Origin of the sequence: Bacteroides sp. 14(A) (assembly GCF_000526555.1) — a bacterium.
GTDB classification, from domain to species: Bacteria; Bacteroidota; Bacteroidia; order Bacteroidales; family Bacteroidaceae; genus Bacteroides; species Bacteroides cellulosilyticus.
The window spans coordinates 86,396-111,183 of sequence record NZ_JAGH01000005.1 but is presented as its reverse complement, the minus strand read 5'-3'; the positions used below and the strand labels follow the sequence as shown (position 1 = coordinate 111,183).

General features: G+C 38.8%; 28 protein-coding genes. 7 read left to right on the top strand and 21 right to left on the bottom strand.

The features are described 5' to 3' along the window. Nucleotides 1-9: 9 nt before the first annotated feature. From K429_RS0123160 to K429_RS0123065, 20 genes are all read right to left on the bottom strand, one after another. Nucleotides 10-1,029 carry an NAD-dependent epimerase/dehydratase family protein gene (locus tag K429_RS0123160; RefSeq protein ID WP_029328254.1) on the bottom strand — a complete coding sequence of 340 codons (1,020 nt, stop codon included), beginning with the start codon at nucleotides 1,027-1,029 and terminating at the stop codon, nucleotides 10-12. Between the two features lie 4 nt (nucleotides 1,030-1,033). Continuing rightward, on the bottom strand, nucleotides 1,034-2,023 hold the full coding sequence (locus K429_RS0123155; RefSeq protein WP_029328253.1) for a hypothetical protein: 990 nt from the start codon (nucleotides 2,021-2,023) through the stop codon (nucleotides 1,034-1,036). Next, nucleotides 2,010-2,621 carry an MBL fold metallo-hydrolase gene (locus K429_RS0123150; protein ID WP_029328252.1) on the bottom strand — a complete coding sequence of 204 codons (612 nt, stop codon included), beginning with the start codon at nucleotides 2,619-2,621 and terminating at the stop codon, nucleotides 2,010-2,012. The genes K429_RS0123155 and K429_RS0123150 overlap by 14 nt, the downstream gene beginning before the upstream one ends. Further along, nucleotides 2,596-3,669 carry a 3-oxoacyl-ACP synthase III family protein gene (locus K429_RS0123145; protein WP_009129074.1) on the bottom strand — a complete coding sequence of 358 codons (1,074 nt, stop codon included), beginning with the start codon at nucleotides 3,667-3,669 and terminating at the stop codon, nucleotides 2,596-2,598. Before K429_RS0123145 ends, K429_RS0123150 begins: the two co-directional genes overlap by 26 nt. Further along, nucleotides 3,656-5,068 (bottom strand): AMP-binding protein, encoded by a 1,413-nt coding sequence (locus K429_RS0123140; protein WP_029328251.1) that lies wholly within the window; start codon nucleotides 5,066-5,068, stop codon nucleotides 3,656-3,658. The genes K429_RS0123145 and K429_RS0123140 overlap by 14 nt, the downstream gene beginning before the upstream one ends. A gap of 5 nt (nucleotides 5,069-5,073) precedes the next feature. Further along, nucleotides 5,074-5,310: a phosphopantetheine-binding protein gene (locus K429_RS0123135; RefSeq protein WP_007663580.1), complete on the bottom strand. Its 237-nt coding sequence runs from the start codon at nucleotides 5,308-5,310 to the stop codon at nucleotides 5,074-5,076. A gap of 6 nt (nucleotides 5,311-5,316) precedes the next feature. Continuing rightward, nucleotides 5,317-6,288 carry a transketolase family protein gene (locus tag K429_RS0123130; RefSeq protein ID WP_029328250.1) on the bottom strand — a complete coding sequence of 324 codons (972 nt, stop codon included), beginning with the start codon at nucleotides 6,286-6,288 and terminating at the stop codon, nucleotides 5,317-5,319. 5 nt (nucleotides 6,289-6,293) lie between these two features. Further along, nucleotides 6,294-7,121, bottom strand: coding sequence for a transketolase (locus tag K429_RS0123125; RefSeq protein ID WP_029328249.1), 828 nt, complete (start codon nucleotides 7,119-7,121; stop codon nucleotides 6,294-6,296). A 2-nt stretch (nucleotides 7,122-7,123) separates the two neighbouring features. Further along, nucleotides 7,124-7,858, bottom strand: a complete 735-nt coding sequence (locus tag K429_RS0123120; protein ID WP_029328248.1) for an SDR family NAD(P)-dependent oxidoreductase — start codon at nucleotides 7,856-7,858, stop codon at nucleotides 7,124-7,126. Nucleotides 7,859-7,895: 37 nt separating this feature from the next. Continuing rightward, the gene (locus K429_RS0123115) at nucleotides 7,896-8,651 is read right to left on the bottom strand and encodes an SDR family NAD(P)-dependent oxidoreductase (protein ID WP_029328247.1); all 756 of its coding nucleotides are present in this window, start codon (nucleotides 8,649-8,651) and stop codon (nucleotides 7,896-7,898) included. Continuing rightward, nucleotides 8,651-8,878 (bottom strand): phosphopantetheine-binding protein, encoded by a 228-nt coding sequence (locus K429_RS0123110; protein ID WP_029328246.1) that lies wholly within the window; start codon nucleotides 8,876-8,878, stop codon nucleotides 8,651-8,653. The genes K429_RS0123115 and K429_RS0123110 overlap by 1 nt, the downstream gene beginning before the upstream one ends. Before the next feature lie 4 nt (nucleotides 8,879-8,882). Next, nucleotides 8,883-9,914, bottom strand: coding sequence for a pseudaminic acid synthase (gene pseI / locus K429_RS0123105; RefSeq protein ID WP_029328245.1), 1,032 nt, complete (start codon nucleotides 9,912-9,914; stop codon nucleotides 8,883-8,885). Nucleotides 9,915-9,918: 4 nt separating this feature from the next. Next, nucleotides 9,919-10,509: a UDP-4-amino-4,6-dideoxy-N-acetyl-beta-L-altrosamine N-acetyltransferase gene (gene pseH, locus K429_RS0123100; RefSeq protein ID WP_029328244.1), complete on the bottom strand. Its 591-nt coding sequence runs from the start codon at nucleotides 10,507-10,509 to the stop codon at nucleotides 9,919-9,921. After that, the gene (locus K429_RS0123095; protein WP_029328243.1) at nucleotides 10,506-11,468 is read right to left on the bottom strand and encodes a hypothetical protein; all 963 of its coding nucleotides are present in this window, start codon (nucleotides 11,466-11,468) and stop codon (nucleotides 10,506-10,508) included. The genes pseH and K429_RS0123095 overlap by 4 nt, the downstream gene beginning before the upstream one ends. Nucleotides 11,469-11,511: 43 nt before the next feature. Further along, nucleotides 11,512-12,195, bottom strand: coding sequence for a pseudaminic acid cytidylyltransferase (gene pseF / locus K429_RS0123090; protein ID WP_029328242.1), 684 nt, complete (start codon nucleotides 12,193-12,195; stop codon nucleotides 11,512-11,514). Continuing rightward, the gene (gene pseC, locus K429_RS0123085) at nucleotides 12,195-13,352 is read right to left on the bottom strand and encodes a UDP-4-amino-4,6-dideoxy-N-acetyl-beta-L-altrosamine transaminase (RefSeq protein WP_029328241.1); all 1,158 of its coding nucleotides are present in this window, start codon (nucleotides 13,350-13,352) and stop codon (nucleotides 12,195-12,197) included. Before pseC ends, pseF begins: the two co-directional genes overlap by 1 nt. A 4-nt stretch (nucleotides 13,353-13,356) precedes the next feature. Continuing rightward, complete coding sequence (gene pseB / locus K429_RS0123080; RefSeq protein ID WP_029328240.1) at nucleotides 13,357-14,385, bottom strand: UDP-N-acetylglucosamine 4,6-dehydratase (inverting); 1,029 nt, start codon at nucleotides 14,383-14,385, stop codon at nucleotides 13,357-13,359. Nucleotides 14,386-14,392: 7 nt separating this feature from the next. Continuing rightward, nucleotides 14,393-15,559: a capsular polysaccharide biosynthesis protein CapF gene (locus K429_RS0123075; protein ID WP_029328239.1), complete on the bottom strand. Its 1,167-nt coding sequence runs from the start codon at nucleotides 15,557-15,559 to the stop codon at nucleotides 14,393-14,395. 71 nt (nucleotides 15,560-15,630) lie between these two features. Beyond that, nucleotides 15,631-16,116 carry a UpxZ family transcription anti-terminator antagonist gene (locus tag K429_RS0123070; protein WP_029328238.1) on the bottom strand — a complete coding sequence of 162 codons (486 nt, stop codon included), beginning with the start codon at nucleotides 16,114-16,116 and terminating at the stop codon, nucleotides 15,631-15,633. A gap of 130 nt (nucleotides 16,117-16,246) precedes the next feature. Further along, nucleotides 16,247-16,819 (bottom strand): UpxY family transcription antiterminator, encoded by a 573-nt coding sequence (locus K429_RS0123065; RefSeq protein ID WP_007213507.1) that lies wholly within the window; start codon nucleotides 16,817-16,819, stop codon nucleotides 16,247-16,249. A gap of 710 nt (nucleotides 16,820-17,529) precedes the next feature. Between K429_RS0123065 and K429_RS0123060 the strand changes: the two genes are divergently transcribed. The 3 genes from K429_RS0123060 to K429_RS0123050 all read left to right on the top strand — a co-directional run bounded on the left by K429_RS0123060 (nucleotide 17,530) and on the right by K429_RS0123050 (nucleotide 20,468). Beyond that, complete coding sequence (locus K429_RS0123060; RefSeq protein ID WP_007213503.1) at nucleotides 17,530-17,802, top strand: hypothetical protein; 273 nt, start codon at nucleotides 17,530-17,532, stop codon at nucleotides 17,800-17,802. A gap of 197 nt (nucleotides 17,803-17,999) precedes the next feature. Further along, nucleotides 18,000-18,626 (top strand): BT4734/BF3469 family protein, encoded by a 627-nt coding sequence (locus K429_RS0123055; protein ID WP_029328237.1) that lies wholly within the window; start codon nucleotides 18,000-18,002, stop codon nucleotides 18,624-18,626. A gap of 36 nt (nucleotides 18,627-18,662) precedes the next feature. After that, nucleotides 18,663-20,468 (top strand): DUF3987 domain-containing protein, encoded by a 1,806-nt coding sequence (locus K429_RS0123050; RefSeq protein ID WP_029328236.1) that lies wholly within the window; start codon nucleotides 18,663-18,665, stop codon nucleotides 20,466-20,468. Nucleotides 20,469-20,714: 246 nt separating this feature from the next. Here the strand turns inward: K429_RS0123050 and K429_RS0123045 are convergent, their stop codons facing one another. Further along, nucleotides 20,715-20,933, bottom strand: coding sequence for a DUF4248 domain-containing protein (locus tag K429_RS0123045; protein WP_029328235.1), 219 nt, complete (start codon nucleotides 20,931-20,933; stop codon nucleotides 20,715-20,717). Nucleotides 20,934-21,153: 220 nt separating this feature from the next. Between K429_RS0123045 and K429_RS0123040 the strand changes: the two genes are divergently transcribed. From K429_RS0123040 to K429_RS0123025, 4 genes are all read left to right on the top strand, one after another. Beyond that, entirely contained in the window at nucleotides 21,154-21,639 is a 486-nt protein-coding gene (locus tag K429_RS0123040; protein ID WP_029328234.1) for a DNA-binding protein, read from the top strand. Nucleotides 21,640-21,675: 36 nt separating this feature from the next. Then, entirely contained in the window at nucleotides 21,676-21,783 is a 108-nt protein-coding gene (locus K429_RS31340) for a smalltalk protein (RefSeq protein WP_149920649.1), read from the top strand. Nucleotides 21,784-21,785: 2 nt separating this feature from the next. Continuing rightward, the gene (locus K429_RS0123030; protein ID WP_029328233.1) at nucleotides 21,786-22,199 is read left to right on the top strand and encodes an N-acetylmuramoyl-L-alanine amidase; all 414 of its coding nucleotides are present in this window, start codon (nucleotides 21,786-21,788) and stop codon (nucleotides 22,197-22,199) included. 424 nt (nucleotides 22,200-22,623) lie between these two features. Continuing rightward, entirely contained in the window at nucleotides 22,624-24,756 is a 2,133-nt protein-coding gene (locus K429_RS0123025) for a Tex family protein (protein WP_029328231.1), read from the top strand. Nucleotides 24,757-24,788: the final 32 nt, after the last annotated feature.

The following is a 24,788-nucleotide window of genomic DNA, read 5'->3' as shown; positions in this document are numbered from 1 at the left end:
ATATAATACCTACAGAACAAATTTGTTGTCTTTATGCCAAGCCAAAGTTTTAGAAATACCTTCTGCTAACGCTACAAATCTCACATCTCCTATTATAGATAACAATTTACTTATATCCAATGTAAAATCGACTACATCGCTTTGGTGACAACATGTATATTCCCATCCAAAAGAAGGCAATTGTTTATGAATGGTTTCAACTATATCATTTAAAGAATATACAGACCCAGAGCCAATATTAACAATCTCATTCTTGTAATTCATATTTATTAAAATAAATAGTATTCTGCAAAAATCTTCAATATAGATATAATCTTTACACCCTGTCCCATCTCCCCATATAGACAGTTTTTCACCTCTCAAAGCTTTTTGTATAGCAATATTTATAACTCCCTGCTTCGTTGAATAATGATATGGACCATATGGATTTGACAACCTGACAATTAGATAATCTAAGTCAAAGAGTCTTTTATAAAGATACATATAATTTTCAACAGCCAATTTGGTTATTCCATACGAAGATATCGGCTTAGCTACCTGATTTTCCGAATGAGCATCCGCCATGTCACCATAGATAGCCCCCCCAGAAGATAAATAGATTATTTTATGTGCCTTATATTTTTTGCACATTTCTAATAATTGAATAGTAGAAATCAAATTAGTTTCTATGTCATATCTATAGTCATTTGATGCAGCAGGAACTGTTGTGGTAACTAAATGCAAAACAACATCAAACTCAGCTTCATTCCTAAATATATTTTCTATGTCCAAAGTAGATGTTATATCGCCAGTATAAACCTTTGAAATAGAATTTATTTTCACTCCCTTAGGATGCTTATTTGTCCTATCAAATACTACAACTTCATACTGTCCAGAAAGATAATCATCAATAAACTTTAAAATATTTGTACCAATAAACCCAAAAGCTCCCAAAATCAATATCCGTATGTGCTCACCATGACTACGTAATCCACCAACAATAGAAAATTCTTGGTTTGGATTGACTACTTGTGAATAAATAGAATTCATTGTCTTACAATTTTATCCGTGAAAAATAGATAGAACTTTTCATTAAATCTCCTTGATAATATGAAATATAAAGTATTCCATCTTTTACAACTGCGCCAGGATACGCACTATCCATATCTGATGATAATTCAAGCAACATCACTAACTTGCCACTAGTTTGATCAACCTTAAATAGAGCTGTGCAATTCATTTTACCATTATAGGCACGCCCAACTGTATAAACGTTATCCTTATAAGTAAATAGTTTAGGACATCCGATCCGTATACCTCCATCTTTCCATTGCCATTGATCACCATCATTACTTATTCCCACATAAGCATTCTGTTTTCGCCGCACAACGGAGAAAAATTTATCCTTTAACTTCACCACCGATGCCTCTGTCGGAGAATTATCAATTGCAGGTTTATCTACAAGTTTATAGTTAATACCATCAGAAGATTTTACAAAAGCAAAATAAGGTGCATAAATATAGCCATAAGCTATTCCATCTATCCATGACACATCCCATAACCAATTCCAATCCATATTAGGTTTAAAACTTATAGGGACCAACTCTGTATGTGATTTATTGGAAGAGAAAAAGCTGACACATGATTTTCTTAAAACAGCCACTTTATTCTCATATTTTACTTCTTCTACCAACAGCATAACTTTTCCTTCCGGCGTTACTGTGAGTTTTGGATCCCGTAAATCTATACCATCTACACTATACGATAAAAAAGGCTGCCAACGTTTCCCGTTTTTTGAGTGTAAAATTCTAATAATCCCAACATCTTCTCCACTAGGATCATAATGTTTTTTTGCCTCTCGAAATGCACAATAAAAGCGTCCTTTATAATTAATCAATGATGTAAATGAAGCATAGGGTTTTCCCGTATATATTTTTTTTGTAGAAATGATGTATGGGGAAGAATCTTTCCCAGCACTAATACTCTCAGAATTCAAAACAATCATCAATAACAAAAGGAGTCTTACCATGTTATTCTCTACCATATTCTACGCTTCCATGACCAGGATATAAACTTAAGTTACGAGACAATTGTATTATTCGTTGCTGAGAGATTTCTGCATCAACTCGACTACTATTAGGAAAAGAAGCAATCACTTTCAAGCCTGGTATATATGAATCACCACTGAAGAAACAGCCACTTACTGTATAGCATAAACAGCTTTTATCATGCCCCGGAGTCGCATAAACCGACACAAAACTATCATTGTCAGTAAAGAGCCTCAATTTTTCCCCTTCATTAATAGTAATAATATTCTCTGGCCGACAGCAAACGATATCTTCTGCCTCCATGTGATAACGTGAACAATTCAATTTAGGTGACAATAAAGCTGTTTTTCCAAATTCATTTGTATAGAGAATCAACTCAGGATATTGCCTCAACAGTTCATTAATACCATAAATATGGTCATAATGAGTATGAGTAAACAATACACCAACTAACTTTTTTCCTTCGGGAATAGCGTCTATCACTTTATCCGCATCTCCCGCATCAACAAGCCAGCATTCACTACTATTCTTCGTGTAAAGCAGGAATGTATTGGAATTGTAAACAGAGTTAATTATCTGTTTTATCGCCAGCATATCTTATCAATTCAGGAAAAACCCCGTCCGTAGATGTATCCATAACCATAGTTCCCCATGCCAAACCTGTACCAAAGGCACTACACACAATTTTCTTCCCATTAAACTTTTCTCTAAGTTTACTAATGATCATTAATGGTATGGATGTAGATGATGTATTACCAAAATCTGTGATATTATATATACACTTAGAATCATCAACTTTCAGCCGCTTTTGAATAAACTTATTAATCATTTGATTTGCCTGATGAATCAAGAAATAGTCTACATCAGCCTTATCTACTGCTAGTTTAGATAAAAGTGCATTAATCTCTTTAGGAGCAGTATTTACTGCAAAAGAAAAAATACTATCTCCTTCCATATTCGCTTGAAGTCTATTTCTCAAAATATCATCCTTACACATTACATACTCAAAAGATTCTTTAGTTACAGGGTTTCTATATCCACCATCAGGAATAATCAATGATTTAAAATTACTTCCATCAGTATGCATATCAAAGATGATCGGTGAAGCTGATGTATTAAATTCAAGAGCCGTAGCTGTTCCAGCATCACCAGCCAACAAATTTACTCTGTCATAAGGAGATTTAGCTTTGGTAGATGTTTCCCCTACAAGCAATAGCCCTTTCTTAATTTTCCCAGCACTCAAAATTGCAGAGATTGCGGAAAGTCCGTAAATCCAACCAGGACAACTCATCGTGATATCAAAACTCATACAGTTAGAAGAAAGCTTTAATCTGTCTTGAAGGACACATGCTGTAGCTGGAAAAATATAATCCGGGGTTTGAGAGACAAATATCAAGCACTCAATTTCTTCCTTTTCCCAATCCAATTTCTCAATTAATCTTTCTGCTGCCTCTAAACACAAATCAGAAGAACAAATTCCCTCTTCGGCAATATATCTTCTTTTGACTCCGGTGGTTTCTATGTATTTCTCTAATTCTTTTTTATCTTCTATGAGAATAGAATCTATATTCTCAACTTGCTTCGGAGGCACGCAAGCAGAGATTCCTGCTATTTTTACATTATCTATCTTAAAAAATGCCATATTCGTTATCTAATTTCCGATAATTGATCTTGCCAGACTCATTTCGATAAATTTCATCTACACATTTTACAGTAAAGGATGTTAAAGGGAGCCCTGTTTTTATTGAAATGAGTTTTTTAACTTGTTCTTCTTTTCCTGCCTCTGTTACATACACAAACATTCTATCATCATTTCCACTACATGCACAATCAATAAATAATCCATCTGCTATTATTTTCTCACATTGGTCTAAACTAACTCGCAGTCCGAATAACTTTAAGAAACGTTTTTTCCTACCAATAATAAAATAACAGCCGTCCTCATCCCTAAAGGCTATGTCACCAGTACAATATTCACCTTTAAACTCATCGCCTTTCACCAGATCCTCTACAGACTCCGCATATCCCATTGTCACATTAGGACCTTGATAACACAATTCTCCCTCTACATTAGAATTGACTACAACTTTACCTTGGTCATCTTTTAATACAATAGTTCCTCCTGGAATTGCGAAACCTATACTAGCACATTTTTTAGTTGCCAACTCAGCTGGAAGATAAGCTAATCTAGCAGATGTTTCTGTAGTGCCAAAAGTTGCAATGAACCGCTTACCGTTATCAGAGGCATATTTTGAAAAATACTCAAATAGAGAATTTGAAAGTTTCCCCCCGCCCTCAGCCATTGTCTTGAGATATGGCAAATCCATTTGAGTAAATTTCATTTTCTTCAGGATTTCATAGCTATATGGAACTCCTGTAAAATTAGTTCCCCTTTGTTCCTTAATAAAATTCCAAAAGAGCGGGCTTAAGAGATGATTAGAAAGAAGCAAAACTGTTGCGCCAGCATATAAATGACTATTGATAACATTCAGCCCCATAGTATATTGCATTGGCAAATCACAGATCCCCCTTTCAGTAGTATTCCATCCAAATACATTTGCAACATTTTGAGCATTAATTTCTATGTTGCCATATTTATGACGTACTAATTTAGGACTTCCAGTAGTACCTGAGGTGGTTAATAACAAAGATAAATCAGGATTTAAAGCAGGTGTATCATTAGTTGTTCTATATAGTACATAGCCTAAATATTCTTCAATAATCTCCGTTTCCCCAATCCCTTCCATATTTGAAGGACACCATATATACTCAGGCTTATAGATATTATAAAGATTATCAAGTAATCCTTTCTCTATACTAGCATTAAGTAGTAAAGAAACATCTTTATTGTCATACAAAGCCAAAAATCCCGCCAATGATGGTGCAGTGTTTTTACATAAACAAAACACTAATTTTCTTTCAGGAATTTTCCTTTTCAAAGCATCACAAAAGATTGTTAAGTCTCCATATGTCAATCTATTCCCACTATCATCAATAATAGCGGTTGATAGCTTATTTTTTTTGTCTATATCAAAAATCATATAAACTAAAATTCGATATTACGCTTCCTCAAAATGTCCAAACCTGCCTGATAAGAAGTAAAAGCAATGATTTCATCAGGTTCAAATTCAATTTGAAACTCATCCTCAATAATTGCCATCAAACTCATTTGTCCAATAGAATCCCAACGTTCAACAGTATCCATCGTTGCACTTTCCACACTTTCACAGGGAAGTTCCAAACCTTCCACAAACGCATTTTGATATTTCTCTAAATTTGTCATAACTGATTATTTTAACAAAAACTCAATTTTACTAGCTATCTGTTCAGCTGTTAATCCATGCTGTTTCCAAATATATCTCAAAGAACCAAGTTCCCCGAATCGATCATTTACACCTATTCTTACTAATCTAGCATGTAAATTATTATCACACTTATATTCGGCAATGGAACTACCCAATCCTCCAATAATATTATGCTCTTCAACAGTAACAACCAAACGATGAGTAGAGAAGATAGTATCTAAAAGTCCTGTATCTAAAGGTTTAATAGTATACATATCCACCACAGTAGCATTAATATTCTTTTCTTTTAACATTTCAGCGGCATCCATAGCCTCTCGAACCATTAAACCAGTTGCAAGGATTGCAACATCTTCACCTTTTTTAATTATATTAGATTTACCAATGGTAAAATCACAATCTTTTTCATAAACAATAGGGCAATTTAATCCACCAGACAACCGTACATAGACCGGGCCTTTAATCAAAGAAGCAGCAATAACTAACTTAATTGCAGCCAAACAGTCAGAAGCTGAAAGAATAATTATATTAGGCAAAGCTCTTACAAGTGCAATATCTTCTGTAGCCCAATGAGACACAGCTAAGGTCTCCATTGCAAAACCAGCAGAATTTCCTATTAACTTAACATTAAATTGATGATAAGAGAGATTTTGACGTATCATCTCAACTGTTCTTGCAATAATAAATTCAGCATAAGTACAAGCAAACACATTACTACCAGATTCAGATGCTATACCAGCTGCAATACCTATCATATTTTGCTCGGCAATGCCCACATTAATGACTTTATCCGGATAGTTTGCATAAAATCTATCCAAGCTTGCAATAGCAATACTATCTGCAACTACAACTCTCAAATTAGGATCGCGTTTAGCTACTTCAAGCATACCAATGCCGGCAGCTGCTCCTTTTTGCCCTAATCTTGCATAAGCTTTTATAAGTGGAGTACTAATAACCATATACTCTATGAATTTAAAATTTCTGCGTAAGCTGTTTTATATTGCTCTTCTGACAATACAGCCTGATGCCATAATTTATTATTCTCCATAAACGAAACGCCTTTTCCTTTAACCGTTTCAGCTATCAAAGCATAAGGCTTATCAATTGGTCTATATTGTAATGAGTCTATCAACTGCTCAACACTATGTCCATTCACCGTTTTAGATTCCCAACCAAAAGATTTAAACTTAAGTTCCATATCCATTTGTGCCATCCAATCTTCTGTATTGCCATCTACTGCCATATAGTTCCTATCAACAATCACAGTTAGATTATCCAATTTATAATGTCCGGCTGTAAGGACAGCTTCCCAAATAGAACCTTCATTACATTCTGCATCTCCCAAAAGAACATATACATGATATGGAAGATTATTTTGTTTAGCATAAATAGATTTACCTACCGCAAAGGAAAGCTCCATACCCAGACTTAAGGAAGCATACTCTAAGCCTAAATCCAAATTCCTTTGATGACCAACTAACAAACCATTGTCTTCTTCATATGAGTTTAACTCTTCAATTGGGAAAAAACCCATTTCTGCCATTACAGGAAATTCAGCCAATCGAGCATGCTCTTTACCTGCAATAAAACGATCACGTCCTTCCCATCTTGGATTTGAAACATTATACTTTAAAATAGAACCATAAAGTACCGCATAGATTTCAATACAGGACAAGCTACCACTCAAATGGGCTCCTCGTCTTCCAGCAGCCAACGCCATATCTAAAGCATGAAGGCGCATTTTTCTACAAAGATTTATGAGTTCTTTAGAATCTAACTTACCACTTTCCATAATTATCGTCCTCCATCAACTTTAATAATCGCACCATTAATATATGAAGCTCGTTCCGATGCCAAGAATAAAGCTACTTGAGCAATTTCTTCCGTTTTACCCAAACGTCTTAACGACGACTCTACTGATAACTGCTTTAATTGCTCAGTATTATATTGTTGAATCATTTCAGTTTCTATCGGTCCAGGAGCTATGGCATTTACCCTAATTCCAAGAGGCCCCAATTCTTTCGCCAAACATTGGGTCATAAATAATACGGCAGCCTTACTACTTCCATACGCAATCTTACCTGGCTGTGGTTCAATACCTGCAATAGAGCCCATATTAATTATTACCCCACTCTTTTGTCTGACCATTTTTTTTGATATTTTCTGAATCATATTAAGCATTGAAAAATAATTAACATTAAACAACGCTTTAACCTCCTCAAGTTTACTTTTATTTAATAATTTCACAGTAGAAATACCAGCATTATTAATAAGTACATCAATTTTTATATTCTCATCAAGTATACTCTTGATTCCAATATCAAATGACTCACTATCAGTTATATCAAAACAGACCGTCTTTATCCAAACATTGTGTATGTGTTCCAGCTCTGATTTCCATGAAATAAAATCCTCATTTTCTTTTCGCATACAAGCCCAAATATTAGCACCAGCTTCTGCGAATACCTTTACAAGCTCCTTCCCAATACCACGGTTAGCCCCTGTTATGATAATATTTTCACCTTCCATTTACATGTTTTTCCTGTTCGTTTTTTAGGTAATTATTTCACTTTAAATTACGTCCGCCATCAATCACTAAATTGGTACCAGTAACCCAAGCTGACGCATCCGAGAGTAAATAAATGATAGCATAAGCAATCTCTTCCGGATTGCCATAACGTCTTAAAGGATATTGTTCTATATCTTTAATTACATCTTCTTTTGTTAACCAAGAACTTGAAATTAAAGGGGTATTAACCCTACCCGGATGTACAGCGTTACATCGAATGCCCTTTCCAGCTAATTCTAAAGCTGCAAATTTCATATAAGCACTCAACGCACTCTTTGAAGTTCCATAAATACCATTAGCAAGAGCTATATTATTATATCCAGAGATTGATGCAGTAAATACTACAGAAGAGGGATTTCTAAGTTTTTTTTTCTTCACTAAGTACTTCAACAGTAACATAGGAGAAAAACAATTAATTTGAAATACTTCATTTAAAACATTTGAAGAATAATATTGCAACGGTAGCATTTTACTTACCCCTGCATTACTAACACATCCATCTAACAATGGTAATTGAGCTACCAAATTTTCACAAGCCTCTTCATTTGTCAAATCAGCAACAATTATAGTATGTTCTTCATTTTGAATAGTTAATTGTTCTTTGGTCTCTTGCAAAGACAACTCCTTCCTACCAGTCAAAATCAAATTTGCTCCAAGTTTTGAACATTCTATAGCAGTAGCTCTTCCAATACCAGATGAAGCTCCCGTAACAAGTATCGTTTTTCCTTCTAAAGAAAATGGATTATAGCTCATCACTTAGATTTAAGAATCATATATAACTCTTCAATAGTCTTTGCCTGCTTAATTTCATCACTTGTGATAATAACACCATATTCCTCATCCACCATAGCTATTACAGATAGTGCCAGTAACGAATTCCACTCATCATTATCTTTAAAATCAGTCAATGCTGAAAAGTTACTAGTGTCAATGTCATCAAACAAATCTACTATGTTTTGAATAAAATTTTGTAATTCCATATTCTTAAATTATTTTATTATTAATATCAATATCACTTAACTGCAAAGGTTCTCCCATAGGAATGTATCTCTTTGCTATTTGCCCTAACATCTGTTCATAATAAACAGGCGATAAGCCATCAGCAGGTCTAAATGATTTTGTATTCTCAACGGTAAAAATATCACCTGGATTAATATCCACAATGGCATAAATGGCTCTTCTTTTAGCCCGTTCTCTATCCGAGATTTCTCTTTTTATCCCTCCTAATGCACTTTCCACATCTCTTACATCATCCACCATTTTCTTAAATTCTTGAGGTTCCATCGAAAAAGAAGAATCTGGTCCACCCAATGATCTATCTAAAATGAAATGCTTTTCTACAATTCTTGCACCTAACGCAACAGAAGTCATTGGAACCACACTCCCCATCGTATGATCTGAAACCCCAACTACAGTCTTAAAAGTAGCAATCATATCAGGAATTGTCAGAAGATTGGCTTGTTCTAACGACGCAGGATATTCAGACGTACATTTCAACAATGAAACATCTTTATTCCCCATTTCATAACAAGCATCAAGAGCGATCTTTATATCATTGTAATCGGCAACACCTGTAGACATAATTATAGGTTTGCCTACTTTAGCCACCTGCTTGATAAGAGGTATATCATTTATCTCAAAAGAAGCAATCTTATAGATAGGAATTTCCATCTTTTGCAAAAAAGCCACCCCTTCTAAATCAAATGGTGTAGAAAAGAAATCCAAACCTAACCGTTCTGATATATTCTTTAATTCCGGTTGCCATTCATAAGGCATATAAGCATCAGCATATAATTGATAACGGGTAACTCCTTTCCAAAGACCTGATTTTATCATACCGAAATGTTCGTTATTTATATCCATAACAAGCGAATCCGGCTTATATGTTTGTATTTTAACTGCATCAGCACCTGAAGCTGCCATCGCTTCAATCGTTTTCACAGCCAAATCAAAATTATGATTATGGTTGGCTGACAATTCAGCAATAATATAAACTCTATTCTCTTTTAGTTTCATAGAATCACCATTTAACGGGATTTTGTTTGTTGAATTTAACAAACTGATTTATTAATTTATCTCCTGATAGTTTTCGAAACTCAGTTGCAGGCGTATGCATTTTCACATATTTCCGACCATCAATTTCTATAATCTTATCCTCTATTGCTCCAAAGAACCTGGAAAGTTGATATGCATTAGTATTACCCCACAAAAGATGCCCAAAAAGATTTTCAAATCCCAATTCGTCAAAAAACAATTTTTTATAGTAATACTGCATTTCTATGCCTATACCAGAATTTGCCATATACGGTGAAAGGTAGTATCCAGGTTCTCCTTCTTTATGTTCATAATCTACGTTTATGATACTCAACACCCCTATTGGTATATTATCCCTATAAAATAGCCAATAATATGCATCATTCCTTTTTGACAAATTACGTACAAAAGTACAATGATTTTCAAACGGAATAATATCTTTTGTTATCATCCACTTACGTATATCCTCATGATTTCTCCACTCCCAAACTAACTTCACTTCTTCAAGAGTAAGACCTACAAAGTTTTTATACGTATAGTCATTTATTTGATAAATTTTATTTCGATCTATATTCATAACAAATGAAAGATTGAGATATATTTTTCTTTTTGTTTTGAATAATCAATAAAAGATGCTACGTTCAAATTATCACATGTTAAAGCCTCAGCCAACGAGTTTAGATAATTTTCATCAAGTAGATTTCCTAATGGTATAATGGAATTAGTCTTTAATAAAGCATTATACACACCTAACTGGTTATCAACATAATATCCAGAAAGAACCTTTGTCCCTCTTGATAACGCCTCATAACAAATCATACTACTTGATAATATCGCAAATTTTGATACGTCAAAAAGGTTAGCTATTTCTTGTGCGGAAGCATCTATGTGGACTGCTAACCCTTCTGACAAAAACTCACGAATTCTTTCAGTACCAATAACACTAGAAGCTATGAGATGAATTTCATATTGAAGTTTACAGTTTTTCAAATACCTAAATGTTTTTTCCGTCAGTAAATATTGATCTGTACCTCCAAAACATATTGTGATGATATTAGATGATATTTTTTTTTCTGATTTATATTTCCTAAATGGTGCACGAAGAATAACCCACTCAAACCCACATAATATTTTAGTATATGGTTCAACAGAATACTTTGAAAAATCCTCTTCTACATAATTAATTAGAACATCTGAATAGTGATGTATATTATATGGAGCCAAACAAACCAATTTACATCCCTTTCTCTTTATTTGTCTCTCATATTCAGATGTAAAGAAATAATTATCCAAAAAAACTATTTCATTACCGGAAAGACAAGAAAGAAATACATCAAATTTAGTTTCATCAGACGGAAGAGCTACAAGATCACAAACTTCACCAACTGCTCGCTTTTGATATTCTGCCGGTTCTTGAGTATAAAATACACACTCAAAATCATCTTTTAGCATATCTGCTAAAGCCAATGTACGAACAAAATGACCATAACCTATTTGGACATTAGCATCTGCTCTAAATAATATTCTTTTCTTCAATCTTTTATTATATAACAGTAATATGAATTAAGATTTCAGGCATTTACCCGCGAACATACAGCATTTTGTACTTAATTTCTGCCATCTTCCAATCTTGTTCTGTATCAATATCTTGCACTCGATCTTCGTCAACCACTATCCCTCCTCTTTTAATGTCACCAGAGAGCCAACGGTCAATCTTATGCCAATAGAATGTGCCTGAATCATGATAGGCAGATTCCAAATCCTGACTACGAGTTTTAGCATATTCCGGCCAATTGAAATAGATTTCCCCCTCACTGTTCATACCATATGAACGCAATATAGGATATGAGAACTGTACAATAGGTACTATAGACGAAAAATCCGAGTGAATCAATCTTTCATAGCCAACAACAATATCCTCATTCAGAAGTAATGGAGAAGTTGCCAGAATACAGCACATATTATCAAAAAAATCTCCTTGTTCTTTATATCTATCCAATACTTCTCGAATAACATCTGCTAATGTAGCATAATCATTTGCCGTTTCTTCTGTTCTCAAGAAAGGAACTGAAGCTCCATATTGTCGTGCCACTTCTGCTATTTCTAAATCATCCGTTGATACCATTACTTCATCAAAGAGATGCGTTGAAAGAGCTGTTTCAATGGAGTAGGCAATGATAGGTTTCCCCATAAAAGGCTTGATATTTTTATGAGGAATACGTTTGCTACCACCACGAGCAGGTATAATTGCTATGTTCCTCATCACCTTACAAATTCTAAAACCTTTTCAATAACCCAGTCCTGTTCTTCATTAGTAAGCGAAGGAAACATTGGTAATGCCAAACAGTTAGTGTAGTATTCCTCAGCAACAGGACAATCTCCTTCTTTCCATCCAAATTGTTTATAATATGGCATCAAGTGTGCCGGTGCATAAAGAACTTGGGCAAAGATGTTATTCTCACGCAAAAAGTCATACAAGGCTTTTCTATTATCAACCTGAATAATATATAAGTGAAACGCATGAAGGACATTATCTGCTCTAAAAGGAGTTTTAATAACGGTTCCTTCAAAAGCTTTATCATACTTCTTTGCAATCTCCCCACGACGAGAAATACTCCAATCCATCCTTCCTAACTGGGAGATTCCCAATGCTGCTTGAAATTCGGTAAAACGGTAGTTATAACCAAGCTCTTGCATTTCATAATACCATCCGCCATCATGCCTTGTTAACTTTTCCGAATCACGAGTAATACCATGAGTTCTATAAAGACATACTTTTTCGTACAGTTCTCTATTGTTAGTTGTAACAGCTCCCCCTTCACCCGTAGCAATATGCTTTACCGGATGAAAAGAAAAGACTGTAAGATCCGCATATGAACTATTACCAACTCGGTTTATTATCCCTTTACTATCAGTAAAGGTGGCTCCCGGAGCATGGCAAGCATCTTCCACAATAGCAAAACCATATTGGTCTGCAAGTTGCCTCATTCTCTCCCCATCAATCGGGTATCCAGCAAAATCTACAGGAACTACAGCTTTATACGTTCCTTTAGGCGAAGTTTTCAGAATAGTTTCCAATTTATCTAAATCCATCAAGAAAGTTTGAGGATGGATATCACAAAAAGTAATTTCCGCTCCTTGATAGCGAAAACCATTGGCACTAGCTACAAAAGTATTTGGGGTAGTAATAATCTTATCACCGGGCTTAATACCCAAAGCCATAGCACACAAATGCAAAGCTGCGGTACCATTACTCACCACACAAGCATATTTACTATTACAGAATTGAGCAAATACACTCTCAAATTTATTAATTTTTGGCCCCTGAGTAAGATAATCAGATTTAAGGGCCTCTACAACAGCCTGAATATCCTCGTCAGTAATATACTGGCGACCATAAGAAATAGTATGGTCTATCATATCATTATTTTACTTTAAAACTTGAACTTACATATTTACGTATCTTATCTCTCAATGATTCAACAGTCTCCCATTCTGTATTCGTATCTGAACCATAAACAAAATCTTCTGAAACTAATTCAGCATTGTAATGAGCAAGATAAGTCTCCTTGTTACGGTTATCGGTAAATGCTATTGCAGGAAGGATTGCATACGAATTACCTAAATCAATCGTATTTATTGCATCATCTTTCGTTATCATCTGTTCGTGCAACTTTTCGCTTGGACGAACACCTACTTCATTTTGCAAAAGATTAGGAGCTATTGCTATAGCCACATCAGTAATACGATATGACGGACACTTCGGAATAAAAATTTCTCCTCCTAAATGATTTTGTATAGCGAACATTACCATATCTACTGCAGATTGCTGTGTAACATTAAAACGGGTCATACGTTTATCCGTAATGGGAAGCTCCTTTGCCCCCATATCCCTACGTGCAATAAAATATGGAATAACAGAACCTCTTGCCCCCATTACATTGCCATAGCGGACCACAGAGAACTTAACATCTTTTCTTCCTTTTATATTATTGGCAGCCACAAAAAGCTTATCGGCTAACAACTGAGATGCTCCATATAAATTGATCGGTGCACATGCTTTATCTGATGATAATGAAATTATATTTTTTATATTACAAATAAGAGCTACATCTATCACATTTTGTGCTCCGATAACATTCGTCTTTACACACTCTTCCGGATTATATTCTGCCGTATCAGGTTGAGATATAGATGCGGCATGAATTAAAATATCAACCCCATCACACGCCCTTAACAAACGATCCTTATCTCTTACATCTCCTATAAAGAAACGCAACTGAGGATATTGTTTGTGGGGATATTGCTGCTGCATAGTATATTGAGCAGATTCTCCCCGAGAATAAACAATAATCTTTTTTACACCGGGATAATCCCGAAAAACCGTTTCTACAAACTTTTGTCCGAAAAAGCCTGTACCTCCAGTTATAAGTATAGATTTACCATTCAGCATATTTATTTTATTCTACAGGTTCAAAATATGTATCAGGACGATTGGGATCAAAGCAATCATTACTCCAAATAATAGTAACCATATCTTCTGTTTCAGAAAGATTAATCAAGTTGTGAGTGTATCCCGGGAGCATCTCTATTACTCTTAAATTACTACCATCCACACTATAACTGATAACTGGATATTTATTACCGTTCTCATCTACACCAACTTTTCGCAACTGAATAAGACCGCAGCCACTTACTACTAAAAAACGTTCAACACTATTATTATGCCAGTGTTGTCCCTTAGTTATGCCAGGTTTTGAAATATTAATAGATATCTGCCCATGATTTTCTGTTTTTATAAACTCTGTAAAACTCCCCCTTGTATCTATATTCATATTCAGAGCAAAAGATATTTTGGATTCCGGTAGATAAGATACAAATGTTGAGTAGAGAGCTTTCTTAAAAGAATCACTTACATAAGGCACTTGAAGAGAAGTTCTTCCTCTTTCAAAAGAATTCAACAAATCAACAATATCTCCTAATCTCACCCGATGCACGTTAGGCACATAACAGAATCGCCCTTCCCTATATTCGTCACCAGTCAACGCGTTAATTAATTCATCCACTACATCATCTATATAAACAAGATTCAGCATCACATTAGGATCATTTACCTGAATAGGCAAATCATTGGCTATGTTATTACAAAATGTTGCTATAACAGAATTATAATTAGGCCGGCACCATTTACCAAAAAGATTCGGGAAACGATATATTAACACTTTTGCACCTGTCTCTTCTGCATATTGAAACATCAAATCTTCTCCAGCTTTTTTCGACTGTCCATACGGATTATCTAATGCAGCTTGACTTGACGACGAAATCATAACAGGGCATTTATTTCCATATTTTTTCAAGGTATTAAGAAGCGTGAAAGTGAAATCAAAGTTCCCTTTCATGAACTCACTAACGTCTTTCGGTCTATTAGTTCCGGCCAAATTAAACACAAAGTCCGCTTTTTTGCAATAGGCTTCAAGTTGTTCAAATCCTGAATCAATATCATACTCCATTATGGTGATATTAGGATCTACTTTATACCAACGAGCTCTATTAGTAGCAATATTATTTAATTGCGCACAGAGATTCTTTCCAATAAAACCTTTAGCGCCTGTTATAAGTATATTCATTCTTCACACAATTATAAGATAATCTTTATCCAGATAAGCATTACTTACTTCATTTTAGGGTACACATTACTCTATTTAAAATCGTCAGTAAATTCTTCCCAAGGATAAGGATTTTCTTCTATATTTTTTAGCTCTTTCATTATCTCAATTTGATCCAAAGTCAAAGAAGACTTATCCCAAGAATTGATTATGCAATGAGCTTCTTGAATGAGTTCCTCATCATAAATTTCCCCATAACAATAAGTTAACAAACGCACCTTCAGCAATGACGCAGAAAGCTTCGGAAGCACCTCCCAGCTACGATCCAGAACATTCTGAATATATTCCTGCTTGCAGCCATTATCATAAATCGTTGCAGCGAAAGCCACTAACAAAGCAAGGCAAAGTTCAGCCTCCTCTTCGGCCGTAGCTCCATGAATGTTATAAAGTTCGATAGCCCGTTCGTAAACATCACGGTTCAAACGTGTAAATTGGTCCGCATAAATGGGACTTCCATCAAGCCCGTAGGTTAGAAGATCATGGGCTAAGGAAAATAATGATGAAGAATTAGAATTCATATTATTAAATGTTTTATTTCAAAAAGAGAAGATACTTCGAAAGATTTAAGAGGACACAATATTTATGTATCAACTAACGATTATTATCAACAACAATGCCAATCAATGATTAATGTCAATCAACAGAGTGTCAATCAACAGTTAACGGCTCAACAAGCGAAGGCGGGATAAAGGTAGTAGCTACAGCCATGACACCTTCAATATTGACTACCACACGGCGATCATGGCGAATACGGACAAACTCACCGATTACGCCCTTGAAAACACCATCAGTGATACGAACCTTCTGACCTTTTACCAAATTCAGTTCGGCTGCTTCCATATAAAGAATTGGCTCATCGTGACTACCGGCTACCAAAATAAAACTGCGCATCTGCACATCAGGAATAACTACCGGACGGCAATGTTCACGATTCATAATGAAACGTATAGGCATCGTTCCCTCAAGTTCGTCCTTCAAAGCATCAATACGTTTGCGCGTAGAATGAACGAAGACAAGATTATGTATGGCGGGCACCAATCTACGGACACGCTTACCACCTTTCATCACCATTCCATAGCACATAGGAATAAAGCTCTCTATGTTCTCTTTATCAAGAATAGACTTAAGAGTCAGTTCACGACTATAAGAGACACGAACAGCAAACCAATGGAGATTTTGAGAGTTGAAAGTTGAAAGCTGAGAGTGAGTACTTTCAGTCATGATATTTTCGCAAAGCAACTTCGCGTAAGGACATTTTTTAGGGACACCGGAGTAGTGAAATACCTACCGGTCAAATTATGTAATGCGATTATTTTTAATAACTTATGCTGCATTCATTTCATTTCAGAACTTCCTACCATCGCGGAAAAAGAAGCTGTGAAACATCTATGTGGAGCTTCTGGAGCCAAAAGCTATAAACGGGTGATTAAGGAAGATTAGTTGTCTTTTAATCGTTCGTTTAATGGGCGCAAAGGTAAAAGGTATTTTTTGAATGACCAAAATGTTTGATAAAAATATTTTTTCAGGCCCTCTTTTCCTCATGTAAGCATCTCATATATAAGATTTTATATTCTAAAAAAATATCATTAATATCTATTCAACTTGATGTTTTTATAAGAAACATTTTCTTTACAAATATTGGTGTCCATTAAACGAACGTTTTTTGAACACCTATCCGTTTTCACTCCAACAAATTATATATCAGTCAATTAAGCGTCGTAAAACAGTATATAAAATCAATATTATCCCAATTTTCTTGTCCACTCTTCTTTTTACACTTACCTTCGTAACTTGCAACATATTTTTTCATCACTAATTCTGACATAAAATCATTAGAAGTATGAAAAATAATAAAGCCAATAAAGCAGCAAAAAAAAACTGCAAAAGAGAACGAAAACAACAGTAAACAATCAATTAGACAAAGGATTAGGTTGAAAAGAGGCCCCAAAACAGGAGCTACCATTACGAGAATAATCGACCGCAGGGATATTATAGAAAAAGCATATTTGGAACTCTATATAACAAACTGTCTGGACGTATCTCCGGAAAACGGATTGACAACGCTTGCACGTTTTTTATATAAAAACGAAAAGTTTTTGAAAAATAATGGTAAACAGATAGCTGTCAATACCATAAGACAGGAATTGACAGATATTGCCAAAGAATGCGACTTCAAAAACCCAAGAGGTAAAAAGAGAAAATAATAACAAAATACAGGTATGAATTAGTGTTGAATAACATGTTGCAAAAGAGCCTATCTTTGCTCTCGCTTTAGCAAAGATTAAGCCCCGCTATGAGAAGATGCCGCTTTATCCCAAAGTGACATCTTCTCTTTTTTATGCCCGACAGACTGCCGAAGTAAATAAAAAAAATGAAAGTTACTCAACTAAGAAACAACGCAATGGAAAACATTTTCAGAATGTCGCTATTCATGCCTCCTATCTCACCGATAAGAGATAAAATTTCCGGAAAAAACCTGAGAAATGCCACACTAACCCCACTACGCACAGTGGATGTGAACGAAGTACACAAACTTATCACTTCAAACGCGAAACTTGCCGCACTCACCCACGAAGTACGAAACGCCGCACTGCTGGGTGATGACAATACCTGCCGCCTCCTGAAGCAGCAGACACTGCCCTACGTGACTCCCTGCGGAGTCTTCACCCGCCGGCGAAGTGACTGCATAGAAGAAGCCTCCGGACTGGTAGTAGTGGACATCGACCATCTTGAATCTACCGAAGAAGCCGAAAAACTGCGCCAACTGTTATTCGACGATCCCTATCTGTGCCCTGCCTTAGTGTTCGTCAGCCCCACCGGACAGGGTGTGAAAGCCTTCGTGCCCTGCGCCATAGGGCAAAGTGCTACAGATGGAATCCGCTGGGCCATGAACTATGTGCACTGTATGTACGACACCGACCACCAGCAATCGGGAAAAGGAGTGGATACGTCGGGAAAAGACCTCGTACGCTCCTGTTTCCTATGCCATGATCCGGGAGCGTTGATCAGAATTACAAATGGCGAGTAATAAATTACGAATTACAAATTACAAATTAAGCATTCAATGGAACCAATATCTTCATTACATCTCCTGACCGAAGCCGTCAGGAATGCGGGAGCAGACATCGCTCCCAGTTATCAAGAGTATATACAACTTGCCTTTGCCATCGCCACGGACTGCGGAGAGGCAGGCCGTCAGGATTTTCTCGCCTTGTGCAGCCTTTCATCAAAGTATGACCCGCAGGCAGCCGAAAAACTATTCAGCAACGCGCTGAAAACCGGACACAACGACGTACATATAGGCACAGCCTTCCACCTGGCCGAGTTGTGCGGCGTAAAAATTCAAGCCGAAATTCCATCCGGTGTTGGTACACTTGGTACACAAGGTTCACCCTCATCTTCCGCTTCACACACACGCGCACGTAAAGAAGGAGAAGAAGTAAGCATATGCGAAGAAGACACGGCAACGGGCAGCGACCCGATATCACCTCTACCCACTTTCGACGAACGCACCCGGTGGCCTTATCCCCTGGGACGTATCCTGAGCTGCGCTACCTCCCGCACACAATACGATATTCTTCTATTGGGAACGGTCACTGTGCTGGGGGCAAGTATGGGGCGGAACGTCCGGTGTGCTTATGGAGGAAAAATGACGTCGCCCTGCCTGCAAACTTTTGTCGTGGCACCATCCACATCGGGCAAAGGTATACTATCACTGGTACGCCTGTTGGTAGAGCCCTTTCATGATGAGATCCGAAAGCAGACGGCTGAAAGTATGGCATGCTACCGGCGTGAAAAATCAAAATACGAAGCGTTGGGCAAAGAACGGGCGAAGACCGAAGCGCCCATGATGCCTCCCGACAAGATGTTCCTCATCCCCGGTAACAATACGGGAACCGGCATCCTGCAAAACCTGATAGATTCCGACGGAACAGGCCTGATATGCGAAAGCGAAGCCGACACCATATCCACCGCTATCGGCTCAGAATACGGACATTGGAGCGACACCATGCGAAAGGCTTTCGACCACGACCGGATCTCCTACAACCGACGCACCGACCGGGAATACCGTGAAGTGAAAAAGGTGTTTCTTGCCGTACTCCTGTCCGGTACCCCCGCACAGGTAAAACCACTGATACCCACTACCGAAAACGGGCTATTCTCCCGAGAACTATTCTACTACATGCACGGTATACACCACTGGCAAGACCAGTTCGATCTCAACGACAATAATCTCGAAGAGACTTTCAACACGCTGGGCATGGAATGGAAAGAAAAACTAAAGGCTATCGTCATGGGCGGAACTTTCACACTACGCCTCACCGACGGACAGAAGAAGGATTTCAACCAACTGTTCTCCAATCTATTCACCCGTTCAGAACTGTCAAACGGCAGTGAAATGTCGAGCAGTGTGGCACGTCTGGCCATCAACATCTGCCGCATCATGGAGGTAGTGGCAATGCTCCGCGCATTGGAACAAGGGGAGATAACCCGTTCACCCAATGTATCGCCCGATCCCGGCACCAATCCCGACAATCTGAAAGACCATATCATCACCCTATGGGATCTCAGCATCACCCCCGACGATTTCCACGCTGTGCTGTCGCTCGCCGAAAGCCTCTACAGCCACGCCATCCACATACTCTCCTTCCTGCCCGCCACCCAAGTGACCAGTCGGGGAAATGCCGACCGCGATGCGCTTGTGCAATGCATGGGGGAGAGATTTACACGAGCTGAATTCATACATAGAGCCGAAGAGATGGGTATCAAGCCCGAAACCGCCTCCACCTGGCTGAAGCGCCTGCAGAAGCACGGTCTGGTGGAAAGTACGGACAGAAACGGCACTTATCGCAAGCCGGGTAAGCGGTAAGAAGTGGTGAGTGGTGAGGGATTAGTGATTAGCAGGGGGACTCACACATTATATACGCGCACGTGTGTGTGAAGCGAAAGGGAAGGGTGAACCTCTGTACCAAGTGTACCAACCTCACCATTACAAAGCCTCATCTCAGCTTTGTATTTCTCAATCTCAACCTTGCATCCCTCAACCTCAGCCTTGCATCTCCCAACCTCAGCTTCACACCGCTAAACCTCAGCTTTACGCCCCCAAACCTTAGCTTTAAGGTTCCCCCAGTGCGCCTACTATCAGGCTCACCTGGGCGGGCGTATAGGAGCGTGAACGGGGAGAAAGCCCCAGGGCGGACAGACTGGCACGCAGACCGGGATAAAGATCGATCCAATGTTTCAACTTACGGTAGGCAGACTCCGGACAGAGATCGGGACAATAGAGTTGGGCAAGTTCAGTACGCCCATAGGTACGGATTTCAAAAGAGTTCATATCTGATATTCATGTGTTATATTTCATCAAAGATAGACATAAATCATGACATTATCAAAGATATATATGTAAATAACAGACTAAAACAGACCTCAATCGACTCTAACAGTCTGAAAGTGACAAACGCCTATACCGACAATATTACCTTTGCATTGTTGAGTTCAACATCGTGAATCTTTTAAATTATAATTGTTTAATCTTTTAAATTATTTATCAAATTATGATTCGTTACAAAAAGTATCAAGTGACAGGCGAAAACAGCCTACTGAAAGGTCTCTGGTATGCGCGTCCCGTAATTGAAGAGACGTTCGACATTGAGAGACTTGCCAAACACATGTCCAACCACAATACTCCCTACTCAAGTGGCGTCATCAAGGGAGTGTTGACAGACATGGTTTCCTGCACCAAGGAACTTATTCTGGATGGCAAGAATGTAAAAATGGATGATCTGGCAATTTTCTCCGTAGGGATTGTCAGTAAAAAAGGCGCAAAATCTGCCGCCGACTTCTCATTGGCTAATAACGTAAAGGGATTGAAACTCCGCGCCCGTGCCACGGGTGAGCTGAGCAATGCTCAGATTAATCTGGAAGGGCAAATGAAGGAGGCTTCCATGTACACCGTGGGAGGAGGCAGCTCATCCGGTGACACTCCCGGCGGTGGTTCCGGAGGAGACGGCGGTGGTCTCGACGAAAATCCGTTGGGATAACTCCTGATTCACATAAATTATAAATCATCAATCATTATGAATGAAGAAAAGAAGTCAAAAAACGTGTGGGGCATTGTCCTCAAAGTAATCATCACCGTAGCCACCGCCATTGCGGGAGCTTTAGGGTTAGGCGCCTGCCAGTAGACATGCGCACGATTACCCTACTCATTATTCACTGCTCGGCCACGCCTCAGGGCGTGGGCCTGAGCTTCGAAGATTGCCGCCGCGATCACATTCGCCACCGCGGCTTCAGTGACATCGGCTATCACTTCTACGTGACTCGTGACGGTGAGATTCACCGTGGCCGCCCACCGGAAAAAATCGGAGCGCATTGCCTCAATCATAACCGACACTCCATCGGTATCTGTTATGAAGGAGGTTTGGATGCCGACAGTCAGCCATCCGACACTCGCACCTTAGAGCAAAAAGCATCGCTGCTTGCACTGCTCCGCGAATTGAAGCGCATCTTTCCACACGCTCTGATTGTAGGTCATCATGACCTGAATCCCATGAAACCTTGCCCTTGCTTCAATGCAGAAAGGGAATATAGGGGGCTGTAAGAAGGCTCCCTTTTTGGGGTTCGAAACGGGATAGAAAGGAATAAGACTCACCACAGATTACACAGATTGACACAGATTTTATTTTACTGATTATTAGATTAATAAATCTGTGTGAATCTGTGTAATCTGTGGTGAATTAATTCATAACGGAAAAGAAAAGAACAAAAGTGATTAGTGTTTGGTGATAAGTGATTAGCGCCATTTGGTATATTATTTTTTAGACGCGGATGACACGGATAACGCGGATTTAAAAGGCTGCGCTATAAAAGTGGATAAAAAAAGATCCGCGTTATCCGTGTCATCCGCGTCTAAAAGATTATTTATCATTTAGTTCATAACCCGTCCAAAAAGAATTAACCCTTCCTGGATTGATTCCTTTATTTTTCGTATCTTTGGCCCTCATTATTCAAAAAAACGACTCAACATGATACAGTTATTCCATCGCATGATTTCCGCCGCCCTCGGCATTTCCGAGAAGCAAATCGGCCATACACTTGATTTATTGGAAGACGGAGCTACCATTCCCTTCATCAGTCGCTACCGCAAAGAAGCTACCGGCGGACTGGATGAAGTGCAAATTGAAGCCATCAAAACACACTATGAGAAGCTGAACGAAACAGCCAAACGGAAAGAGACCATCATCAACACCATCAGCGAGCAGGGGAAAATGACTCCCGAACTGCAAAAACGTATTGATGAAACATGGGACAGCACCATTCTTGAAGACATCTACCTACCCTATAAACCCAAACGCCGCACACGTGCGGAAGTAGCCCGCCAGAAAGGACTGGAACCACTGGCGACATTACTGATGCTGCAACGGGAACCCAACCCCGAGAAACGTGCGGAAGCATACGTCAAAGGAGAAGTGAAAGATGCCGAAGACGCACTGAAAGGGGCACGAGACATCATTGCCGAACAGGTCAGTGAAGACGAACAGGCACGCAACACCGTGCGTTTTGCCTTCTCCCGGCAAGCCGTCATCACCGCCAAAGTAGTGAAAGGAAAAGAAACTGAAGCAGATAAATACCGGGATTACTTCGAATTCAGTAAACCACTGAAGAAATGTACCTCGCACCAGTTGCTCGCCATCCGTCGTGCCGAAGCCGAAGGTCTGCTGAAAGTCAGCATAAGTCCTGATGACGAGGAATGTGTAGAGCGTCTGGAACGCCGCTTTGTCCGTAGCAACAACGCTTGCGGAGAACAAGTGGCAGAGGCCGTACAAGATGCCTACAAACGCCTGTTGAAGTCGTCCATCGAAACTGAGTTTGCCGCACAAAGCAAGGAGCAGGCCGATGAAGAAGCTATCCGGGTATTCGTCCAGAACCTGCGCCAGCTATTGCTCGCTTCCCCGCTGGGACAAAAACGGGTAATGGGCATTGATCCGGGCTTCCGTACAGGCTGTAAGGTAATATGCCTGGACGCACAAGGCAATCTGCTCCACAATGAGAACATCTATCCGCATGCTCCGGTGCACAAAACCGCAGAGGCTGTATCCAAAATACAAAAAATGGTGGAAGCTTATCAGATAGAAGCCATCGCCGTAGGCAACGGAACCGCAAGTCGTGAAACCGAAGATTTTCTGAAACATCAAACTTTCAGACAGGACATTCAGGTATTTGTGGTGAGCGAACAGGGCGCCTCTATCTATTCCGCATCCAAAATTGCCCGGGATGAGTTCCCTGAATACGACGTCACGGTACGTGGAGCCGTATCTATTGCCCGCCGCCTGATGGACCCATTGGCCGAATTAGTGAAAATAGATCCGAAGTCCATTGGCGTGGGACAATACCAGCATGATGTGGATCAGACGAAATTAAAAAAATCACTGGATCTGACCGTAGAAAGCTGCGTAAATCTGGTTGGTGTAAACCTGAATACGGCAAGTAGCCACCTGCTGACGTATATTTCCGGTTTAGGCCCTCAGCTGGCACAAAACATCGTGAACTATCGTGCGGAAAACGGTGCATTTACCTCCCGCAAGCAACTGATGAAAGTACCGCGTATGGGAGCCAAAGCATTTGAGCAATGCGCCGGTTTCCTTCGTATTCCACAGGCTGAAAACCCCTTGGATAATACGGCCGTACACCCTGAGAGTTATTGCATCGTAGAGCAGATGGCAAAAGACCTGGGATGCAGCGTAGCAGAACTTATCGCCAGCAAGGAGCTCCGCCTGAAGATAAAACCGGAGAAATACCTCACTCCTACCGTGGGTATGCCGACATTAAAAGATATTCTGCAAGAATTGGAAAAACCCGGACGCGACCCGAGAGGTCCGATAAAGATTTTCGAGTTCGACAAGAATGTACGCACCATCAACGACCTGCGCGAAGGTATGGAACTCCCCGGTATTGTAGGCAATATCACCAACTTTGGCGCATTTGTCGACATAGGTATCAAAGAGAATGGTCTGATCCATCTTTCGCAGCTGGCCGACCGTTTCGTTTCAGACCCGAATGAGATTGTCTCTATTCACCAGCATGTCCGGGTCAAGGTGCTGAGTGTGGATATGGACCGCAAGCGGATTGCTTTGAAATTGGTTAGTGACGCTTCATGATACAATCATATCCAGATCACGCTATCTAATAA

Excerpts from the sequence above, each read along its gene's own strand:
- K429_RS0123160 (WP_029328254.1), bottom strand. The coding sequence starts at position 1,029 with ATGAATTCTATTTATTCACAAGTAGTCAATCCAAACCAAGAATTTTCT.
- K429_RS0123155 (WP_029328253.1), bottom strand. The coding sequence starts at position 2,023 with ATGGTAGAGAATAACATGGTAAGACTCCTTTTGTTATTGATGATTGTT.
- K429_RS0123150 (WP_029328252.1), bottom strand. The coding sequence starts at position 2,621 with ATGCTGGCGATAAAACAGATAATTAACTCTGTTTACAATTCCAATACA.
- K429_RS0123145 (WP_009129074.1), bottom strand. The coding sequence starts at position 3,669 with ATGGCATTTTTTAAGATAGATAATGTAAAAATAGCAGGAATCTCTGCT.
- K429_RS0123140 (WP_029328251.1), bottom strand. The coding sequence starts at position 5,068 with ATGATTTTTGATATAGACAAAAAAAATAAGCTATCAACCGCTATTATT.
- K429_RS0123135 (WP_007663580.1), bottom strand. The coding sequence starts at position 5,310 with ATGACAAATTTAGAGAAATATCAAAATGCGTTTGTGGAAGGTTTGGAA.
- K429_RS0123130 (WP_029328250.1), bottom strand. The coding sequence starts at position 6,288 with ATGGTTATTAGTACTCCACTTATAAAAGCTTATGCAAGATTAGGGCAA.
- K429_RS0123125 (WP_029328249.1), bottom strand. The coding sequence starts at position 7,121 with ATGGAAAGTGGTAAGTTAGATTCTAAAGAACTCATAAATCTTTGTAGA.
- K429_RS0123120 (WP_029328248.1), bottom strand. The coding sequence starts at position 7,858 with ATGGAAGGTGAAAATATTATCATAACAGGGGCTAACCGTGGTATTGGG.
- K429_RS0123115 (WP_029328247.1), bottom strand. The coding sequence starts at position 8,651 with ATGAGCTATAATCCATTTTCTTTAGAAGGAAAAACGATACTTGTTACG.
- K429_RS0123110 (WP_029328246.1), bottom strand. The coding sequence starts at position 8,878 with ATGGAATTACAAAATTTTATTCAAAACATAGTAGATTTGTTTGATGAC.
- pseI (WP_029328245.1), bottom strand. The coding sequence starts at position 9,914 with ATGAAACTAAAAGAGAATAGAGTTTATATTATTGCTGAATTGTCAGCC.
- pseH (WP_029328244.1), bottom strand. The coding sequence starts at position 10,509 with ATGAATATAGATCGAAATAAAATTTATCAAATAAATGACTATACGTAT.
- pseF (WP_029328242.1), bottom strand. The coding sequence starts at position 12,195 with ATGAGGAACATAGCAATTATACCTGCTCGTGGTGGTAGCAAACGTATT.
- pseC (WP_029328241.1), bottom strand. The coding sequence starts at position 13,352 with ATGATAGACCATACTATTTCTTATGGTCGCCAGTATATTACTGACGAG.
- pseB (WP_029328240.1), bottom strand. The coding sequence starts at position 14,385 with ATGCTGAATGGTAAATCTATACTTATAACTGGAGGTACAGGCTTTTTC.
- K429_RS0123075 (WP_029328239.1), bottom strand. The coding sequence starts at position 15,559 with ATGAATATACTTATAACAGGCGCTAAAGGTTTTATTGGAAAGAATCTC.
- K429_RS0123070 (WP_029328238.1), bottom strand. The coding sequence starts at position 16,116 with ATGAATTCTAATTCTTCATCATTATTTTCCTTAGCCCATGATCTTCTA.
- K429_RS0123065 (WP_007213507.1), bottom strand. The coding sequence starts at position 16,819 with ATGACTGAAAGTACTCACTCTCAGCTTTCAACTTTCAACTCTCAAAAT.
- K429_RS0123055 (WP_029328237.1), top strand. The coding sequence starts at position 18,000 with ATGGAAAACATTTTCAGAATGTCGCTATTCATGCCTCCTATCTCACCG.
- K429_RS0123050 (WP_029328236.1), top strand. The coding sequence starts at position 18,663 with ATGGAACCAATATCTTCATTACATCTCCTGACCGAAGCCGTCAGGAAT.
- K429_RS0123045 (WP_029328235.1), bottom strand. The coding sequence starts at position 20,933 with ATGAACTCTTTTGAAATCCGTACCTATGGGCGTACTGAACTTGCCCAA.
- K429_RS0123040 (WP_029328234.1), top strand. The coding sequence starts at position 21,154 with ATGATTCGTTACAAAAAGTATCAAGTGACAGGCGAAAACAGCCTACTG.
- K429_RS31340 (WP_149920649.1), top strand. The coding sequence starts at position 21,676 with ATGAATGAAGAAAAGAAGTCAAAAAACGTGTGGGGCATTGTCCTCAAA.
- K429_RS0123030 (WP_029328233.1), top strand. The coding sequence starts at position 21,786 with ATGCGCACGATTACCCTACTCATTATTCACTGCTCGGCCACGCCTCAG.
- K429_RS0123025 (WP_029328231.1), top strand. The coding sequence starts at position 22,624 with ATGATACAGTTATTCCATCGCATGATTTCCGCCGCCCTCGGCATTTCC.